The following is an 18,364-nucleotide window of genomic DNA, read 5'->3' on the forward strand; positions in this document are numbered from 1 at the left end:
CGCGGAGATCATGCTCAAACAAAGAGCTAAAGCGGGATGACGATTCGAAGAAAAGTCATCACGCTTTAGTCTGCACGCCGATCGACGTTCTTCCGGCGCCGAGCCGTCTTGCGACCCGCAACGAACCTAGAATCTCGCCCGTGCCAGCACCCGGATCGTGCGACCTTGGCCTGGCGAGATGTTGTTGTTGCCGTCGGCGGTCGCCCAGTAGCTTGTGTTGAAGATGTTCTCGACATTGAGTTGCGCGCTCCATGTCTCGTCGATCTTCGCGAACAAGCCCGCATCAAAACGCCAGAAGCTCGGGAGCCGCACCGTGTCGTCTGACGAGGCAAAGGAATCCGAGAAGTAGATGATGCCGAGGGAAGCAGCCCATCGCTGATCGATCTGATACTTGTTCCACCAGGCAAACTGATTGAAGGGCACGAGCTGAACGCGATTGCCGGGCACGATCGTTGGCGAGGTTGCACTGGTGATGCGCGCATCGGTATAGGCGTATCCAAAAGTCGTCTGCCAATCGGGCGTCACGTAACCAGTCACGGCCGTCTCGAAACCGCGGATCTTGTGCGCCCCGCTGGGGAAAAAGAAGCCGGGATTGCTCGGATCGGCAATCGGCACATTCGTACGGTTGAGCTCATATGCGGCCGCCGTGAACAAAAGCTTCGGCTGGATGTTCCATTTGACCCCGACCTCGGCGTTCTCGAATTTCTGCGGCTCAAGGATCAGCGTTCCCGGAGAGAGGCTGCTGAACTGGTCGCCGGACGCAGGCAAATAGGAGATGCTGTAGGCGGTGTAGATCGAAAGGTCGTCGATCGGCTTTACGATAATCGCGGCGCGTGGAGACACCTTCTCATCGACCCTGCTGCGGTTGGTGAAGGTATTGAAATCGAACGCCGACAGATCGAAGCTGTCGTAGCGGGCGCCGAGGAACAATTGCAGCCAGCGGTTCACTTCGATCTGGTCCTGCGCATAACCTGAGGCGATATTCAGCCGGTATTTGCTGTTGGCGTCGCTCGGAAGGTGGGTGAACACGACCGGTCCGAAGTAGGTCGGGTTGAATGGATTGACGACGTCGAAGGCCCTGTTTCCGTTGTTCGGGAAGATGCCGGAATCGCGCCTGGACAGGCCGGTCTGCCGACCGAACTCCGTGCCGAAAGCGACCGTGTGAAGAACGGAACCAGTCGCCGTCTTGTAGACGAAATCGGTCTGATTGAACGCGTTCTCGCGCGGCGTATAGTTCTGATAGGCGTTGAGCGAGAGCTGGGTGAGATCCGGCGTCACCGCGCCGCCGCCGGGGCCGCCGCCCGTGCCACCAGGATAAACATTGCGATATCCGCGATTGTAGTCGGCATAGAGGGTGGAATTCTTCACGGTCAGCCCGTTGCCGAAATCATGCTCGATCACGGCCATACCGGTCTGCACCTCGACTTTTGCGCTGTTGTAGATCGGGCTGCCGAAGAACGTCGTCAGATCGCCATTGGGTGCAAACGGTACGGTGGGATTGAAGCGCGTGGCGCCGCCGGGAAGACCGAGCGACGGGTTACCGCGATCCGCGAGGCGGAAATCGTGGTAGAACTCGTAGCTGAGCTTGATCTTTGTATCGTCGGTCGGCTTCAGCGTCACGGTCGGATTGAAGCCGTATCGCTCAAAGTGACCGTAGTCGCGGAACGTATCGCTGTTCTCGTAGAAGGTGTTCAGCCGTACCGCGACGTTCTCGTTTAAGGCCTGTCCCGCATCAAGCGATACGCGCTTGTCGTTGTAGGACCCGGTCTGCATCGTCGCTTCGTAAATTCTCGAGCCGTCCGCTTCCTTCAGCGTCCGGTTCACGAGACCGCCGCCGGCGCCACGTCCGAAGGTGAGTGCGCTCGGTCCTTTCAGCACCTCGACGCTCTGGGCGTTGTAGAGATCGCGGAAATATTGCACGTCGTCCCGGAAGCCGTTCACATAAAAGTTTGCGCTGGAGTCAACACCGCGAATGACAAGCTCGTCGCGATTGCCTTCGCCCTGGTGGATGACGACGCCTGGAACGTAGCGCGTCACATCGGTCAGGGTCTGGAAGTTCTGGTCCTGGATGTACTCCTTGGTCAGGACGTTGACGGACTGTGGGATGTCGATCAGAGGCGTGTTCGTCTTCGTGGCGACCGCTGTGCTGTTGGCATAGACGCCGACCGTGCCTGTGCGGGCATCTTGCGTTTGACCAAAAGCGGGCTTTTCGCTCGAGACCGGTTCGTTTCTGCGCGCGACCTGTGTTCGCCGCCCACGTCTCGCGTTCGTGGAAGTGCGCGCGGCCGGCGGCGCGGGTCGTCGCCGCCCCTCTGGTGGGTTGATCGTGACCGGAGGCAGCGAGGCCGCTCCCCCTTGCCCCGATGTCGTCTGCGCCTGTGCATCTGCTTCGCCGATGGACATGCAGAGCGCGAGGTAGCTCGCCGAGGCAAGAAGTCGAAGACCCGCCCACGATAATTTCATCATGTTTCTTGTGCCCCAAGAACAGTGTTAGCCGCGGACCCACGTCGCGCGGCGACCAATATCTGGTACACAAGGAGAGCGGTGCAATTCCACCGTTGAAATTTTGAATTGTTCGAATTTGCTCTGACGCCAGTATGATTGGAATGATTCTAAGCTGACGACTATGCGCTGCGCGCCACAAGCGCGGGTGTGCACGTGACCCGATAGGGTCCAAGTTCATTCCGACTGGGCAACCCGCATGATCAGGAGCATCGTGACTTTGCCACCTTCTTTCATTGACTGAATGGATGGAAGCGTTCGATCGCAACGGCGATCCTCTAAGCATCCAGGAGCATATGACCTAGTTGCCGTGGCCCTGAATACGCGCGCTCCACGTCACCGGAATCAACAAGTGCTTGTCTCCTGAGCGGAACGCTCTGAACACGTCAGGCAGGATTGAATCGATGACAGATCTTGAACCCAATGAATTCGTGCTCGTAGGCGTCGTCATGAAGCGACTGGTTTCTGGCGAACAGACAGAGGGATCATTTTGCCTCTTCGAAAACAGAAGCGATGGGCAGACGAAGACGCCAATCCATGTTCATGCGCTTGACGACGAGACGATCTACGTCGTCGAAGGGCAATTGACTGCCGTTGTAGACGGCGAGGCCCGAACGCTCTCGCCAGGCGAGAGCATCTTTTTGAAGCGCGGCATCCCGCACCAGCTCATGAACCATGGCAATCAGCGCGCTCGCTACATCCTGATAGGCACGCCGAGTGTGTTCGAGCGGTTTCTCGCCGCCGCGGGCCATGAACTCCGGAAGGGAGAGGTGATCGGGCCGCCGACGCCTGCCGATATCGAGCGACTCGAAGCCGCCGCGCCGAGGTTTGGGATCACGCTTCTGCGGGACTGGCCAGCAAGAGAGTAAGTGGCTCGGTGATCGCGGCTTGGAATTAGCCGCTGTCACACACGCCCTAGCCAGCCAAAAATTTTGCCGCGGCGCTCGGGCGCAGGAAGAAGCGGCCGTGGGAGGAGGCGGCGAGCGACATGATTGCGCGGCACATCATGTCGGGCCTGCCGCGCGCAGCTTCGCGCACGCTTGTTTCACCAGCGGTGCGTTCACCCATCTCCATCAGGCAGACGCCGAGATTGGCGCGCGTTGTCGCATCATCCGGGCGCAGCGCGAGCGCACGGCGGAAGACATCTACGGCGGCGGCGCAGTCGCCGTCGAGCACCATCACCCGGGCGAGTTCGGCCACCACGTCGTGACGCGCCGGCGCGGCAGCTGCCGCCTGCTGCAGCATCGTGCGCGCCTGGGCGCGCTCGTTGCGGCCGATATAGAGCGTCGCCAAGCGAAGCTGCAGCTCGATGATTCCAGGCGCGAGCGCGAAACCCTGCTCGAGCACGGCGATCGCTTCGTCGATCCTTCCATCGGATGTGAGCTGCCCGGCATATTCAAGGAAAGCCGGCGGAAAGGCGGGCCGTCGCGCTATCGCTTGGCGCAGCAGACCGAGCGCGTCGTCGCCCCGGCCGGTAGCCGCGAACGCCGCGGCAAGCAGGGTCTCGGCTGCGGGATCGTCGCCGCGACGCGCGGCCTTCTGCAACGGCGCAATCGCCTCGTCGAAGCGGTTCTGCAGCATCAGCACGCGGCCGAGCAGTGCTGCAGCGGCCAGATTGCCGCGATTCGCCCTGAAGACGGCCGCCGCCAATCGCTCGGCCTCGTCGAGCCGCTGCATCTGCAGTGCCAACGCGGCGCGTTGCAACGTCTGGTCGGCGACGCCGGGGCGTTGAGGCTTTGAAGACAAGGGAGATGTTCGCTCGTTGCAATTATATCACAGGTGCGGCGCATGTCTTACACGCAAACGCGTTGTTATCAAACTGTTACACGCGGACACCATGTTCCGCGCACCGCAAGTTTCAGGGGGCTGGTGGTGAAAGTCGAGTTGTTGAGCAATGCGAGCAGGTTCGCATTGGTTGTTGCTGCGTCGTCCATCGCGTTTGGTTCTGCCTTAGCTGCAAGCTTCAGCGTGCCGTCCGACGATCCGGCGACCGCGAAGACGGTATCGAACAATGATACCGGTTTTGTCGCAGATGGAAGCACGCTCTCGGTGATCGGAACGGCGATCACCTGGACCACGGGGCTCGCTTCGCCAGGCGTGGTCATCACCAACGACGGCACGATTTCGGCGACCTCGCGCGGCATCGATACGTCGAACAGCGCGATCAGTGGCAATTTCACGCTGATCAACAACAAGGATGCGCTGTTCACATCGTCCAATGATGCGTTCCGGATCCAGAGCGGTCTCACTAGCGGAACGGTCAAGGTCGACAATTTCGGCACCATCCAGTCGACGAACAACGGCCGCGTGTTCGACTTCAACTCGGTGACCTCGAATGCGGCGGTGTTCTCGATCACGAACGAGGCCGGCGGCACGCTCAAGGCGCTCGGCAACGACGTGATGCGCATCGGTGCGGGCACCACCACCATCACCAATTCCGGGCTGATCGACGGCTCGGCCCGCGCGATCCGTGCGAATACGAATCTCGACAACGTTTCGTCGCTCTCGATCGTCAACAATGCCGGCGCGACTATCCAGTCGGTTGACGATGCCATCCAGATCAACGGCTCCGGCTCGAGCAATTCGACCACGGCGGCGTCGTTCTCGGTCGACAATGCTGGCACCATCAAGTCGGCGACCGGCCAGGCGCTCGACTTCGACAACCTGACATCGACTGCCGCGACCGTCACCATCACCAACCGCACCAGCGGCCTCATCACCGCCGACAATGCGGACGCGATGCGGCCGGGCCAGAATTTCACGGTGTACAATTACGGCCAGATCATCGGCAATTCGGAGCCGGAGCCTACGGACCGTCCCGGCTCCGATGGCATCGACCTGCAGTCGGGTCATAGCGGCACCGTCTACAATTACGCGGGTGGCCTGATATCCGGCGCCAAGAACGGCACGGCAGGCGATGTCGGCAGCAACATCACGGTCTACAACTACGCTGGCGCCACCATCATCGGCCGCGACGGCTCGGGCGTCGGCTCCGGCGGCGACGCCGTGGTAACCAACTACGGCACCATCACTGGCAGCATCGACACGACGTCGGCGCGCGGCGATGGCGACGGCATGGACATCGACGGCGTGCTCACGCTCTTGACGAACTACGGCACCATCCAGGGCACCGGCGCCAAGGGCGCGGACGATGGGCTTCGCTTCAACAACAGCGAGGGCATCACGGCGAGCGGCGCCACGATCCGCAACTACGGCGCCATCACGGGCGCCGGAGCGGGCATCGTGATCAACAACGATTCCAATCCGGATGGTTCGCGCAGCGGATCGGCGGCGCTCGACCTGATCAACTATGCCGGTGGCACCATCGTCGGCAACAGCAGCTATGCGATTCGTTCCGAGAACAAGACCGGCACCACCGCCGACAACGACACCATCGTCAACTACGGCACGATCACCGGCAATGGCTCCATCCCCGGTCCAAATGGCGTGACGCTGCTGCAGAACGGCAATCCCGATCCGGGTTCAGTCGGCACGCTCAATGGCGTGACCTACACCGGCACCGGCTCGACCCGCTTCATTCGCGGCGACGGTGCGGCGATCCAGACCGGTGAGGGCGATGATATCATCTCCAACTACGGCGTGATCAGCGGCAATTCCGGCCGCGCCATCAGCATGGAAGGCGGCAACGACACGCTTAATCTGTATGGCAGCTCTAGCATCGTCGGCCGGATCGACGGCGGCGTCGGCACCAACACCATTAATCTGAACGGCCCCGGCGCGGGCACGTTGTCGAACGTCATCAATTTCCAGGCGCTGAACGTGCAGGGCGGCAGATGGACCATCACCGACGCGCAGACCTATCAGAACGGCACCGGCGTATTCGCCGGCGCCATCTTGCTGGTGAACGGTACGCTCGCCAGCGAGGTGACGGTCAATAGTGGCGGCACGCTCGGCGGCATCGGCAGCGTCGGAAACACCGCGGTTAGCGGCGTTCTCGCGCCTGGCACCACGACATCGGGCACGCTCTCGGTGCAGGGCAACCTCAGCTTCACGGCAGCCTCCACCTATATGGTGCAGGTCGACGGTGCGGGTGCCAGTCGAACCAACGTGAGCGGCACCGCGATGCTGGGCAGCGCAGGCGTGAACGTATCCCTGCTGGGTGCGTCCCTGCAGAAGCACTACACGGTCCTGAACGCGACCGGCGGCGTCAGCGGCACCTTCGCCTCGTCCGTCACGACCAACCTGCCTTCGGTCAGTGCCGGCCTGAGCTATGACGCCAACAACGTCTATCTGGACGTGGCGCTGAACTTCGCCTCCAGCGCCGGCCTCAACGTCAACCAGGCCACGCTGGCGAACGTGCTGACTGGCTTCTTCAACAATAGCGGCAGCATTCCCGCCGCCTTCGGCGGCCTGACGCCGGCCGGCTTGACGCAGGCTACCGGCGAGACCGCAACGGGCTCGCAGCAGACCACCTTCAACGCGATGAACATGTTCATGGGGATCATGACCGATCCCACCATCGTCGGACGCGGCGACAACGCATCTCCATCGCCCGGCGTGGCGCAGTTCGCCGATGAAGCTGACGGCGCGAGCGCCTATGCGTCCGCGCGGAAGCCGCGTTCGCCCGCCGAACGCGATGCCTACGCCGCCGTGTATCGCAAGGCACCGTCGCCCGTGCAGGCCTTGCAACGCTGGAGCGTCTGGGCGTCCGGCTTCGGCGGCTCGCAGACGACCGATGGCAACGCCGTGCTCGGATCGAACGACACCTCCAGCCGCATCTATGGCGCGGCCGCGGGTGCCGACTACAGGATCGCGCCGAACACGCTTGTCGGCTTCGCGCTCGCCGGCGGCGGCACCAATTTCTCGGTTGCCAATTCGCTCGGAAGCGGTCGTTCCGATCTGTTCCAGGCCGGCGTCTTCGCGCGCCACGATGTCGGCGCGGCCTATGTCCTGGGCGCGCTCGCCTATGGCTGGCAGGACATCACGACCAATCGTACCGTGATCGGCGCCGGGCTCGATCGATTGCACGCCGAGTTCAATGCCAATGCTTACTCGGGCCGCATCGAAGGCGGTTACCGGCTGCTGACGCCATGGATCGGAGCGGTGACGCCTTATGCCGCCGCACAGTTCACGACGTTCGATCTGCCGGCCTATGCCGAGCAGGTCGTGGCCGGCGTCGGTGCGTTCGCTCTGGCCTACGGCGCCAAGACCGTCACGGCGCCGCGCAGCGAGTTGGGCGTGCGGACCGACAAGTCCTTCGCCATACCGGACGCGGTCCTCACACTGCGTGGCCGCTTTGCCTGGGCGCATGACTTCAACGCCGATCGCAACATCGCCGCGACGTTCCAGGCGCTGCCGGGTGCGTCGTTTGTCGTCAATGGCGCAGCTCCCGCGCACGATGCGGCGCTCACCACGGCATCCGCCGAGGTGAACTGGATGAACGGCTGGTCGACCGCCGCGACCTTCGAGGGCGAGTTCTCCGGCGTCACGCGCTCCTACGCCGGCAAAGGCGTCGTGCGCTATAGCTGGTAACAATCACGGAAGCGCCTGGCGGGGGAGGGCCGCCGGGCGCAAGTCCAATCCAGGCTAGCAGGGAAAGCTTACAACAGGCCGAGCACGATCGCGCCGACAAAGGCGAACGCAACATAGGCGGCGACCACGCTCAACCGGCCGACGAGAAGACTCATAGCCATAGGGAACGCTCCCAGCGTTTGCGCCTGCCCGTACAGAACGCGCAAATCTACCAAACCGTTCCCCGCCGAAAAAGCCAGCGATGCTGTCCGTACTGGCTCGAGGCGCCCGGGGCCGCCGACCACATGGTTAAAGATGTGTAAAAACAACGCGTTGAAGAGTCCTTAAATAAATTCGCAGAACCTGCCGCGCATGACGCGTGGAGTTCGTTTGTATCTCGTCGGCTCCGTCGTCCTCGCTTCGCTAGCAGGTTGCGGTCGCGGCTTCTTCCAGGCCGAACGTGAACCCTGGCGGGCCGAGGCCGAAGTCGCTTGCCTGAAATCCGGCGCGGTGAAGGAAGGGCCGGATCTCGTGCGCATCGACCCGATCTCGGGTCCCGGCGCGTGCGGTGCGCAATTTCCCCTCAAGGTCGCTGCACTCGGCGAGAGCAGTCAGACCTTTGGTTTTGCCGACGATCTGCGCCCACCGGCCGATATCGGCTCGAGCCGCGTCCAGCCGCGCTGGCCAATCGCGCGGCAACCGGCGCCCCCGCCGGCACAGGCCCCCTATTATCCGAACTCGACTGCAAGCCAGCCGACCTATGGCGCGCCGTCGAACGGGCCGATTTCGCTGAACGCCCCTGGCGTCGCACCGCAGCAGGGCGAGATCGACTTGCCGGCCGAGGGCACGCCGGAGCCGCCGCGCGGTCCGACCTATGGCGCGCCGCAAGGCTATCCGCAGCGCGAGCGCTCCTCTGCACCTTATTCTCCCGCGCCTTATTCGCCGCCGGAAGGCGCAGCCGCGCCGCTGCCGCGCCTCGGGCCCGAACGCGGCAATCCCGTCACTTCGGTGGGTCCGGTCGCGCTGAAGCCGACCGCGACGCTCGCCTGTCCGATCGTCTCCGCGCTCGACCATTGGCTTGCAGATTCCGTACAGCCGGCGGCCACGCGCTGGTTCGGTGCACGCGTGGTCGAGATCAAGCAGATCTCCGCCTATTCCTGCCGCGGCATGAACGGCAATTCGAGCGCACATATTTCCGAGCACGCCTTCGGCAATGCGCTCGATATCGCCGGCTTCACGCTTGCCGACGGTCGCCGCATCTCGGTGAAGGATGGCTGGCGCGGGCTACCGGAAGAGCAGGGGTTCTTACGCGACATCCAGGGCGCGGCCTGCCAGCAGTTCAACACCGTGCTGGCGCCGGGCTCGAACCGTTTCCACTACGATCACATCCACGTCGACCTGATGCGCCGTGCCAGCCGCCGCGTCATCTGCGAGCCCGCCGCCGTTTCCGGCGAGCAGATCGCGGCGCGCGCCAATTCGCGCAACCCCTATGCCTCTCGCGATCCCTATGTCACGGGCTCGCTCGGCGGCAAGAAGTCGTCCTGGTTCAGTCGCAAGCCCAAGATCAACGAGGAAGACGAATTCGCGGACGAGTAACGTCTGCGTTGCAATCTAGCATCGGCGCGCGCCGTCATCTCGCCGGCATTCTCGCGTCACGCACATCCTTTGATTGTCTGGACAACGAACGACTCCGCGATCGGCGATTGCGTGAGCGTAGAATTTGCGCAACATGAGGCATGGCGTCGCGTGTCTAAGGCGATACGGACGCGATAAACGACAATAAATGCCGGCAAAGGCAGCGTCGATATCGGGGGAGGCGACATGGAGGTGACGGGCAGTCTCAAGCGGCGATCGCCGTGGCTCGCGCGCAGCGTCAGTTCGCTCGCCGGGGCTGCGATGTTCGTCGCCCCGCTGCTTGCGCTGGTTGCAATCTGGGCCGTCGTCGTTCCGCTGTTCGATATCAATCCGCGGGTGTTCCCCTCCGTCGGCTCAGTCGGCACCGCCGCGATGGATTCAATCCGGGATGGCACACTGCCCGCCCATGTCGGCGCGAGCCTGCTGCGCGTCGGGCTCGGCACCCTGATCGGCATCGTCACCGCCGTGCCGCTCGGCATCGCGATGGGCGTGAGCCCGACGGTCGCGGCATTCCTGACGCCGCTGTTCCGCTTCTTCTCGGTGCTCGCCGGCATCGCCTGGATTCCGATCGCAACGCTCTGGTTCGGCTATGGCTTTGGCGCCATCGTCTTCGTCATCTTCAACGCCGTGTTCTTCGTCGTCGCCTACAACACGCTGCTCGGCGTCAAAACCATCCCGCATACGCTGCGCAACGCTGCAAGCTCACTTGGCGCCGGCCGCTGGGCGCTGCTGACGGAAGTGCTGTTGCCGGGCGCGCTGCCGAACATCGTCACCGGCATCCGCACCGGGCTCGGCTTTGCCTGGCGCGGCCTGATCGCGGCCGAGATGATCGCGACCAATGTCGGGCTCGGCTACATGCTGTTCGTCGCCCGCGATTTCTACCGCACCGAGGTCATCGTGTTCGGCATGATCGTGATCGGCGTGCTGTGGCTCCTGATCGACCGTCTGCTGCTGGTCCCGCTGGAGCGGGCGACCATCGAGCGCTGGGGCATGGTGAGGCGCGCATGAATATCCTGCTGCAATGCTGGAGCGGTTACGCACGGATGACGCGGCGCTGGCCGGCGCTCGCGGCTATTGTCCCCTTCATTCCTGTAGTGGCGCTGTGGAGCGCGGTTGCCGCCGCCGGCATCTTCCCGCGCGCGTTCTTCCCCGGTCCGGTCGATGTCGTAAACTCCTTCTTCACGCTGATCTACAAGGGCATCCTGCCGGATTATCTCGGCGACAGCCTGATCCGCCTGTTCACCGGCGCCGCCGTCGGGATGGCGCTCGGGATTCCGTTGGGCGTTCTGATCGGCACCAGCCGCTGGGCGCATCGCATCTGCTGGCCGATCCTCCTGTTCTTCCAGGCGATCGGCGACATCGCCTGGCTCCCGATCCTTTTGATCTGGTTCGGTTTCGGACTGACGACAATGACCTTCGTCATCGTCTATACCGTGCTGTTCCCGGTGGTGCTCAACACCGTGCTCGGCGTCGAATCCGTGCCGCGCGATCTCGCGCGTGCCGCCCGCAGCCTCGGCGCCTCGCCGGCACGCGTGCTCTGGGAGGTGACGCTGCCGGGCGCGCTGCCCAACATCATCACCGGCCTGCGCAACGGCCTCGGCTATGGCTGGCGCGCGCTGATTGCGGTGGAGATGATCGTCAGCACCAGCGGCATCGGCTTCATGATGTTCGACGCCCGCCGCGCCGGCTCCACCGTCGAGATCCTGCTCGGCATGATCATTCTCGGATTGCTCTGGTACATCGTGGACGCCTGGATCCTCGCGCCGCTCGAGCGCGCGACCGGCCAGCGTTGGGGATTGGTGACATCATGAAGACGCTCTCGCTCAAGAACCTCGCAAAGACCTATTTCGATCCGTATGCCGGCTCGCATGTCAACGCCGTCCACGACGTCTCGCTCAATGTCGAGCAGGGCGAGTTCGTCTCGGTGGTCGGCCCATCCGGCTGCGGCAAGACCACCATCCTCAACATGATCGCGGGCTTCATTCCCTATACCGGCGGCGAGATCCTGCTCGATGGCAAGCCGGTCAGGGAGCCGGGCCCCGAGCGCGGCGTCGTGTTCCAGTCGTTTGCGCTGTTTCCCTGGAAGACCGTGCTCGACAATGTCGGCTTCGGCCCGAAGATGCGCGGCGTGCCGAAGGCCGAGCGCGACCGCATCGCGCGCGAATATCTCGCGCTCGCCGGCCTTTCGCACGCGGCGCACCGCTATCCCAACGAATTGTCCGGCGGCATGCAGCAGCGCGTCGGCGTGGTGCGCGCACTCGCCAACAATCCGGATGTGTTGCTGATGGACGAGCCGTTCGCCAGCGTCGACGCGCAGACGCGCATGACGCTGCAGGAAGAGCTGACGCGGATCTGGCAGGAGCGCAAGCCGACCGTGCTGTTCATCACCCATGACGTGTCGGAGGCGGTGTTCCTTGCCAACCGCGTCGTCGTGCTCTCGAAGGGCCGCATCCTCGACCAGGTCGAGGTCGATCTGCCGCGGCCACGTGTGTGGGATGATCTCGTCAAGGACGACAAGTTCAAGCAGCTTTCCGCGCGTGTGCTGCAGATGGTGCGCGCCGCATGAGCCTCGTCGCGCAAGCCTTCAATTCAACCAAGGGCCGCATCGTACTCGGCGTCATCGCCGTCTGGGCCGGCTTTCAGCTTTGGCTGACCTTGGCCGCACCTGGCAAGATCTCGCCCGAGCTCGCCGGTACGTCCGAGAAGGTCAATGTGCAGATCGAGCTGCCGTTCACGCCCGAGCGCTTCCACGTGCTTGCATTCCAGCAATACGGACGTGTCTCGGCCACCGACGATTATTCCATTGAATTACGTGGCGTCAAACGAACGGACCTCAACGCCGTCGCCCGGCCGTACTGGGTCACGGCGGTGGGACCGATAAAACCGGGAGGGTAGGAGAATGAAACGATTGTTGCTGCTTGCGACGGCGTTCGCGCTTCTCTGCACGCCGTCGGGCGCGCAGACGCTGACCAAGTTGAAGGCCGGCATGGTCACCGGCATTGACCAGATCGGATTGCCGATCGCGCTCGAGCGCGGCTTCTTCGAGAAATACGGCCTCGACGTCACCATCGCGCGGCCCTACGCCACCGGCGTCGACGCCCTCAACGCACTGCAGGCCGGCGAGAGCGAGATCGTGCAGGTCGGCGTACCCATGATCGGTGCTGTCTTGCGCGGCATGGATCTGGTTGCGCTCGGCAATTACAGCGGCAACGCCACCAAGGCCGGTTCGGATGCGACCATGGCGATCATCGCGCGCGAAGGCTCCGGCATCGTCAAGGGCGACCTTGCGAGCCTGAAGGGCAAGAAGATCGCCGCGTCCTTCGGCACCATCAACCACCTCTATATCCTCGCCATCCTGGAGAAGGCCGGGCTGAAGCCGGAGGAGGTCACGCTGGTGAACACGCCGCCGCCGGACATGACGGTCGCGCTGCTCGCGAAGGGCATCGATGCTTTCTCCGGATGGGATCCGTGGCCGATCGTGGCGGGCAAGGATGTGCCGGGCGCGGTCGAGATCGTCCGCGGCAGCGACGTGATCTCCTATCTCGGCTTCAACGTTGCGCTACGCCCGTGGGTGCTGGCCAACGGCGAGACCATCGAGAAATTCCTGGCTGCAGTCTCCGAAGCCGATCAGTGGATGCGCAAGAACCCGAAGCGGGCAGCGCAGGTCGCGACCCGCTGGATCCCCGGCCTCAAGCAGGAGATCGCCGAAGCCGCGATGCAGTTCAACATCCAGCAGGCGGACCGCCGTCTCTCGGCGAACAATTATCGCGCGCTCTACAGCGCCGAGGACCGTCTGTCCCGGCTCGGCATCATCAAGTCGACCTTCGATGTGAACAAGCATATCGAGCCGAAGTACATCCTGAAGGTGATGAAGGATCACCCCGAACTGTTCTCCGACCTGCCGCCGATCCCGGAGCAGGCGGCGGTCCGTCCGGGCTACGTCTTCAGGCCGTGAGGCGCCTCGATGTCATTCCGGGGCGCGCGCAGCGCGAACCCGGAATCCATCGATCCACATGTGCAAGCGGCGAAATGGATTCCGGGCTCGATGCTATCGCATCGCCCCGGAATGACAGGACAGCAAAGCCTGTACATTTGTTCATCTTCGGGAAAAACATGCAACCCGGCACGTTCCGCCGGAACGATGGTCGGATCGAGCGGGTTAGCCTTCCTCTAACGAGGAGGAAGATCATGTATCTCAAGTCAGCTGTAACCGCGGCTCTGCTGGTTCTCGCCGTTCCGGCATTCGCCCAAACCAATCAGGGCGCGTCGGGCAAGTCGCCTGGCCACCAGATGCAGAAATCGACCAAGTCTACGGCGCCAGGCGCTTCGGAACATGCACCGGGCCAGAAGATGCAGGGTGCGAGCAAGTCGACCGCGCCGGGCGCATCCGAATACGCGCCGGGACATAAGAGCACGACCGGTAGCAACACCAAGCGCTGACGCAGAGGCGATGAGCGGCTCCGACCGAACCGCAGATCAGCACTCGCTCCACGGTCATGCCCCGCGAATGCGGGGCACCCAGTAACCCGCGGCCGCTCGGCTCAAGCTCAGACGTCTCTGGAATTACTGGATCGTCCGCCATCAAGCCGGACGATGACAGCGGAGCTGTTGGACATTTGAATCAGAACCTCTCCGCCCGTTATTGCGAGGAGCGAAGCGACGAAGCAATCCATGCCTCCACAAGTGGCGCGATGGAGTGCTTCGCTACGCTCGCAATGACGACGCCAGTGCGAGGCGTGAGAGAATCCGTAGGATGGGCAAAGCGAAGCGTGCCCCCCATTCGCGAGCGGAGTGCTGGTGGTGGGCACGCTTCGCTTTGCCCATCCTACGCCGCTACGCCTTCTTCCTGTACGCGGCCAAGAACACCCGCGTTGCGCTGTCGACCACGGTGGCGATCTGCTCGGACGATGGAGAGGGCTTGGCCTGGAAGATGAAAGCCTGAAACAGCGTCGCCTGGCACATCTGCATGAATTGCCAGGCGGCGAGCTCGAAATTGTCGATCGCGAGCTCGCCGTGTCCGGCCCGTGCTTCGAGATAGGTCGCAAAGCGCTTGACGTTGCTTGCGATCACCTGCTCGTAAAATCGGCTGCCGACCTCAGGCATCCGCTCGGCGATCGCCATCACCGTGCGGAGCGCCGAACCACCGCCGGGGCGGCACAGCAGGGCGACATAGGCGCGCCCGAATTCAGGCAGGGTGATATCGGCGTCGCGCTGGGGATCGAAGTTGAAGGCGGTCTTGCTCTGCTCGATCTTCTCTTCCTCGACGATCGCCTCGAATAGCCGGCACTTGTCGTCGAAGTAGACGTAAAGCGTGCCCTTGGAGACCCCGGCGGCGCGGGCGATCTCGCCCATGCTGGCGCCGTCGAAACCCAACTCCAGGAACACCTTGCGGGCACCGTCGAGAATCTGCCGCCGCTTGGAGGAGTCCTCCTCGGCAACGATCTGAAAAGGGGATGTTTGGCCTGCAACCATTGGTTTAGTCTCTCGAAGAATATTTCGATCCGGGGTACTGTCCGGACCCGATTTTCTCCTTAGGGTTCCTCCAAAGTAACGTAGCTTGACCGAACCGTTCGGTCAATGATATTGTAAAGATACGATGCCGCATGGGCCACCTAGCCTCGCTTGCGTCGTGACGGGGTAAGTGAGGAGTCCGGCCATGGCCGCGGCGAGAGATCAGGCTGCACGCATCGTTCGCTCCGAGCCGGAGGCGGTCGAGGGCGACGCTGTGCGCGATGCATCGGCGCAGCCGGCAGAGCAGCTTCGCGGCCCGGCTCCTGAAGAAGCCAAGCACCGGCCTGCCGAAACGCCGCCCGCGCCTGCGCCGGAGCAGCCGGCGCCGGCGGGAAGTGCCGCTGCGCCAAAACCCGGCAAACGCAAATTCGTCATGATGGGCGTGCTCGGCCTGCTCGCGCTCGCCGCAGTCGGCTATGGCGTCTACTGGTTTGTGGCCGGGCGCTTCTACATCTCGACCGACGACGCCTATGTCCGCGCCAACAACACCATGCTCGGCGCGCGTGTCTCGGGCCATCTAGCGGCGATCCTGCCTGCCGACAATGCGATCGTGCGCGCCGGCGAAGTGATCTTCCGGATCGACGACGGCGACTATCGGATCGCAGTCGATGCGGCGCGCAGCAAGATCGCCACCCAGCAGGCGACCATCGAGCGCATCGGCCGCCAGGTCACCGCGCTGGAGAGCGCGGTCGAACAAGCCCAGGCACAGCTCGTCTCCGCCGAAGCGAACCTGAAGCGCGCCGGCCTCGATTTCGACCGCCAGCAGGCGCTGAGCACCAAGGGCTTTGCTTCGCGCGCCACCTTCGAAGTGTCCGAAGCAAGCCGCGACCAGGGTATTGCCGCGGTGAAGTCGGCGCAGGCCGCCTATGATGCCGCGCGCGACAATGTCGAGGTGACCAAGGCGCAGCAGAACGAGGCCCGCGCCACGCTCGCGGAGCTGCAGACCCAGCTCGCCAAGGCCGAGCGCGACCTCGATTTCGCTACGGTGCGCGCGCCGGTCGACGGCACTTTTTCCAACCGCCTGGTCAATGTCGGCGACTTCATCCAGGCCGGCCAGCGGCTCGGCAATGTGGTGCCGCTCGACGACGTCTTCATCGACGCCAATTATAAAGAGACCCAGCTCAAGCGCATCCGCCCGGGCCAGTCGGTGACGATCTCGGTCGACGCCTACGGTCACCGCAAGTTCAAAGGCGTGGTCGACAGCATTTCACCTGCCGCAGGCTCGGTGTTCACCTTGCTGCCGCCGGACAACGCCACCGGCAACTTCACCAAGATCGTGCAGCGGCTGCCGGTCCGGGTTCGCGTGCCGAAGAGCGTCGCGCGGCAGAATATGCTGCGTGCCGGCATGTCGGTCTACACCACCGTGGATACCCGCGAGGGCGCCGCGGATGCGGACAACGATGCCGATCTCGACGCGCCGATGACGATCCATCCGCAGTGATATTTTGAGCCCGCGGGAAATCCCGGGCGCAGGTGAGCAGATATGGCTGACGCCACCACCGCTTCGCCAAACATGATGAATCCGTCCGCCGCGCCCGAGGAGCGCATCGAGCCGAGGCGGGTGGTCGCCTTCGTCATCATGGTGTTCGGGATGTTCATGTCGATCCTGGACATCCAGATCGTCTCGGCCTCGCTCGCTGACATCCAGGCCGGGCTCTCGGCGAGTTCGAGCGAAGTATCGTGGGTCCAGACCGCCTATCTGATCGCCGAGGTCATCGCCATTCCCTTGTCCGGCTTCCTGTCGCGCGCGCTCGGCACGCGGCTGTTGTTTGCGATCTCCGCCTTCGGCTTCACCGTCTCGAGCTTCCTGTGCGGCTTCGCCTCATCGATCGAGCAGATGATCATCTGGCGCGCGCTGCAGGGATTTTTGGGCGCGGGCATGATCCCGACCGTGTTCGCCTCGGCCTACACGATCTTCCCGCGCTCAAAGTTCCACATCGTCGCGCCGATCATCGGGCTGGTCGCGACGCTGGCGCCGACCGTAGGTCCCACTGTGGGCGGCTACATCACGGACCTGATGTCGTGGCACTGGCTGTTCTTCATCAATATCGTGCCCGGCATCGGCATCACCCTCGGCGCGCTTGCGCTGATCGATTTCGACCAGCCGAATTTCGCATTGCTCGAGCGCTTCGACTGGTGGGGCCTCTTGTTCATGGCGGGCTTCCTCGGCTCGCTGGAATATGTGCTGGAGGAGGGGCCGCAATACGAGTGGCTGCAGGACACGTCGGTGGCGATCTTCGCCGCGGTCTGCTTCGTCTCCGCGATCGCTTTCTTCTGGCGCGTATTCACGGTGGAAGAGCCGATCGTCGATCTGAGGACGTTCAGCAACCGCAATTTCGCGATCGGCTGCGTGCTGCAGTTCTGCATCGGCATCGGCCTCTACGGCCTCACCTATATCTATCCGCGCTATCTGGCGGAAATCCGCGGCTACAGCGCGCTGATGATCGGCGAGACCATGTTCGTCTCGGGCATCACGATGTTCCTGATGGCGCCGGTCGTCGGGAAGCTGATGCAGAAGGTCGACCTGCGCTACATCATCGCGTTTGGTCTCGTCACCTTCGCGCTCGGCTCGTGGCAGATGACCTGGATCACCCGCGACTATGACTTCTACGAACTGTTGGTGCCGCAGATCCTGCGCGGCATCGGCATGATGTGCGCGATGGTGCCGACCAACAACATCGCGCTCGGCACGCTGGCGCCGCATTTGGTCAAGAACGCCTCCGGCCTGTTCAACCTGATGCGCAATCTCGGCGGCGCGGTGGGATTAGCGCTCATCAACCAGGTGCTGAACGATCGCACCGACCTGCACATCTCGCGTCTGCACGATCGGGTGCATTGGGGCAACGCGGCGGCGGTCGAGACGCTCAATATGTTGACGCAGCGCATGCAGGGCATGGGTGATTCCGCGCTGATGGCGCTGAAGCAATTGTCGCAGATCGTGCACCGTCAGGCCGCGGTGATGGGCTATGGCGACGCCTTCTTCATGTTGACTGTGTTCTATGTCGGCCTCAGTCTCCTCGTGTTGCTGCTGAACAAGCCGTCAGTAGCGGCGCCCGGCGGCGGCGGACATTAGCGCGAAGACGCGAGCTCACGGCTTTGTCATCTTGCAAATCAGGCGTGACGCATTTATAAGCAACGCATTGTCGCTCGAACCGGGGAGATTTGCATGATTTCGGCTTATTCGCAGATCGCGCGCCCCCGTCCGATGTTTGTGCTGGGTATGTGGTCGCGCCGTTGACCGCCA

At 63.2% G+C, this 18,364-nt stretch carries 15 protein-coding genes; 11 read left to right on the top strand and 4 right to left on the bottom strand.

The window, feature by feature from the left end:
- Positions 1-126: 126 nt before the first annotated feature.
- Positions 127-2,463, bottom strand: coding sequence for a TonB-dependent receptor (locus J6497_RS05035; RefSeq protein ID WP_225703118.1), 2,337 nt, complete (start codon positions 2,461-2,463; stop codon positions 127-129).
- Positions 2,464-2,951: 488 nt separating this feature from the next.
- Between J6497_RS05035 and J6497_RS05040 the strand changes: the two genes are divergently transcribed.
- Positions 2,952-3,371, top strand: coding sequence for a cupin domain-containing protein (locus tag J6497_RS05040; protein ID WP_225703119.1), 420 nt, complete (start codon positions 2,952-2,954; stop codon positions 3,369-3,371).
- A 46-nt stretch (positions 3,372-3,417) separates the two neighbouring features.
- Here J6497_RS05040 and J6497_RS05045 read toward each other — a convergent pair whose 3' ends face one another.
- Both J6497_RS05045 and J6497_RS05050 read right to left on the bottom strand, forming a co-directional pair.
- Positions 3,418-4,248 (bottom strand): tetratricopeptide repeat protein, encoded by an 831-nt coding sequence (locus J6497_RS05045; RefSeq protein WP_225703120.1) that lies wholly within the window; start codon positions 4,246-4,248, stop codon positions 3,418-3,420.
- A gap of 68 nt (positions 4,249-4,316) precedes the next feature.
- Positions 4,317-4,580, bottom strand: coding sequence for a hypothetical protein (locus J6497_RS05050; protein WP_225703121.1), 264 nt, complete (start codon positions 4,578-4,580; stop codon positions 4,317-4,319).
- On the opposite strand from J6497_RS05050, the gene J6497_RS41500 reads away from it, so the two are divergent.
- From J6497_RS41500 to J6497_RS05090, 8 genes are all read left to right on the top strand, one after another.
- Positions 4,552-7,995, top strand: coding sequence for an autotransporter outer membrane beta-barrel domain-containing protein (locus J6497_RS41500; RefSeq protein ID WP_225703122.1), 3,444 nt, complete (start codon positions 4,552-4,554; stop codon positions 7,993-7,995). The two genes, J6497_RS05050 and J6497_RS41500, sit on opposite strands and share 29 nt — an antisense overlap.
- 351 nt (positions 7,996-8,346) lie before the next feature.
- Positions 8,347-9,570, top strand: coding sequence for an extensin-like domain-containing protein (locus J6497_RS05060; RefSeq protein ID WP_225703123.1), 1,224 nt, complete (start codon positions 8,347-8,349; stop codon positions 9,568-9,570).
- A 225-nt stretch (positions 9,571-9,795) separates the two neighbouring features.
- A complete protein-coding gene (locus J6497_RS05065) occupies positions 9,796-10,617 on the top strand; it encodes an ABC transporter permease (protein WP_225703124.1) in 822 nt (273 codons plus the stop codon).
- Positions 10,614-11,420 carry an ABC transporter permease gene (locus J6497_RS05070; RefSeq protein ID WP_225703125.1) on the top strand — a complete coding sequence of 269 codons (807 nt, stop codon included), beginning with the start codon at positions 10,614-10,616 and terminating at the stop codon, positions 11,418-11,420. The genes J6497_RS05065 and J6497_RS05070 overlap by 4 nt, the downstream gene beginning before the upstream one ends.
- A complete protein-coding gene (locus J6497_RS05075; protein WP_225703126.1) occupies positions 11,417-12,175 on the top strand; it encodes an ABC transporter ATP-binding protein in 759 nt (252 codons plus the stop codon). Before J6497_RS05070 ends, J6497_RS05075 begins: the two co-directional genes overlap by 4 nt.
- The gene (locus J6497_RS05080; protein WP_225703127.1) at positions 12,172-12,504 is read left to right on the top strand and encodes a hypothetical protein; all 333 of its coding nucleotides are present in this window, start codon (positions 12,172-12,174) and stop codon (positions 12,502-12,504) included. The genes J6497_RS05075 and J6497_RS05080 overlap by 4 nt, the downstream gene beginning before the upstream one ends.
- Positions 12,505-12,508: 4 nt before the next feature.
- On the top strand, positions 12,509-13,564 hold the full coding sequence (locus tag J6497_RS05085; protein WP_225703128.1) for an ABC transporter substrate-binding protein: 1,056 nt from the start codon (positions 12,509-12,511) through the stop codon (positions 13,562-13,564).
- Positions 13,565-13,797: 233 nt separating this feature from the next.
- Positions 13,798-14,049, top strand: coding sequence for a hypothetical protein (locus J6497_RS05090; protein ID WP_225703129.1), 252 nt, complete (start codon positions 13,798-13,800; stop codon positions 14,047-14,049).
- 393 nt (positions 14,050-14,442) lie between these two features.
- Here J6497_RS05090 and J6497_RS05095 read toward each other — a convergent pair whose 3' ends face one another.
- Positions 14,443-15,081, bottom strand: coding sequence for a TetR/AcrR family transcriptional regulator (locus J6497_RS05095; protein WP_225703130.1), 639 nt, complete (start codon positions 15,079-15,081; stop codon positions 14,443-14,445).
- Positions 15,082-15,265: 184 nt separating this feature from the next.
- On the opposite strand from J6497_RS05095, the gene J6497_RS05100 reads away from it, so the two are divergent.
- Positions 15,266-16,561: an HlyD family secretion protein gene (locus J6497_RS05100; RefSeq protein ID WP_225703131.1), complete on the top strand. Its 1,296-nt coding sequence runs from the start codon at positions 15,266-15,268 to the stop codon at positions 16,559-16,561.
- Between the two features lie 42 nt (positions 16,562-16,603).
- Positions 16,604-18,193 (top strand): DHA2 family efflux MFS transporter permease subunit, encoded by a 1,590-nt coding sequence (locus J6497_RS05105; protein ID WP_225703132.1) that lies wholly within the window; start codon positions 16,604-16,606, stop codon positions 18,191-18,193.
- Positions 18,194-18,364 lie beyond the last annotated feature (171 nt).

It is taken from the genome of Bradyrhizobium cenepequi, assembly GCF_020329485.1.
Taxonomy (GTDB): Bacteria; Pseudomonadota; Alphaproteobacteria; order Rhizobiales; family Xanthobacteraceae; genus Bradyrhizobium; species Bradyrhizobium cenepequi.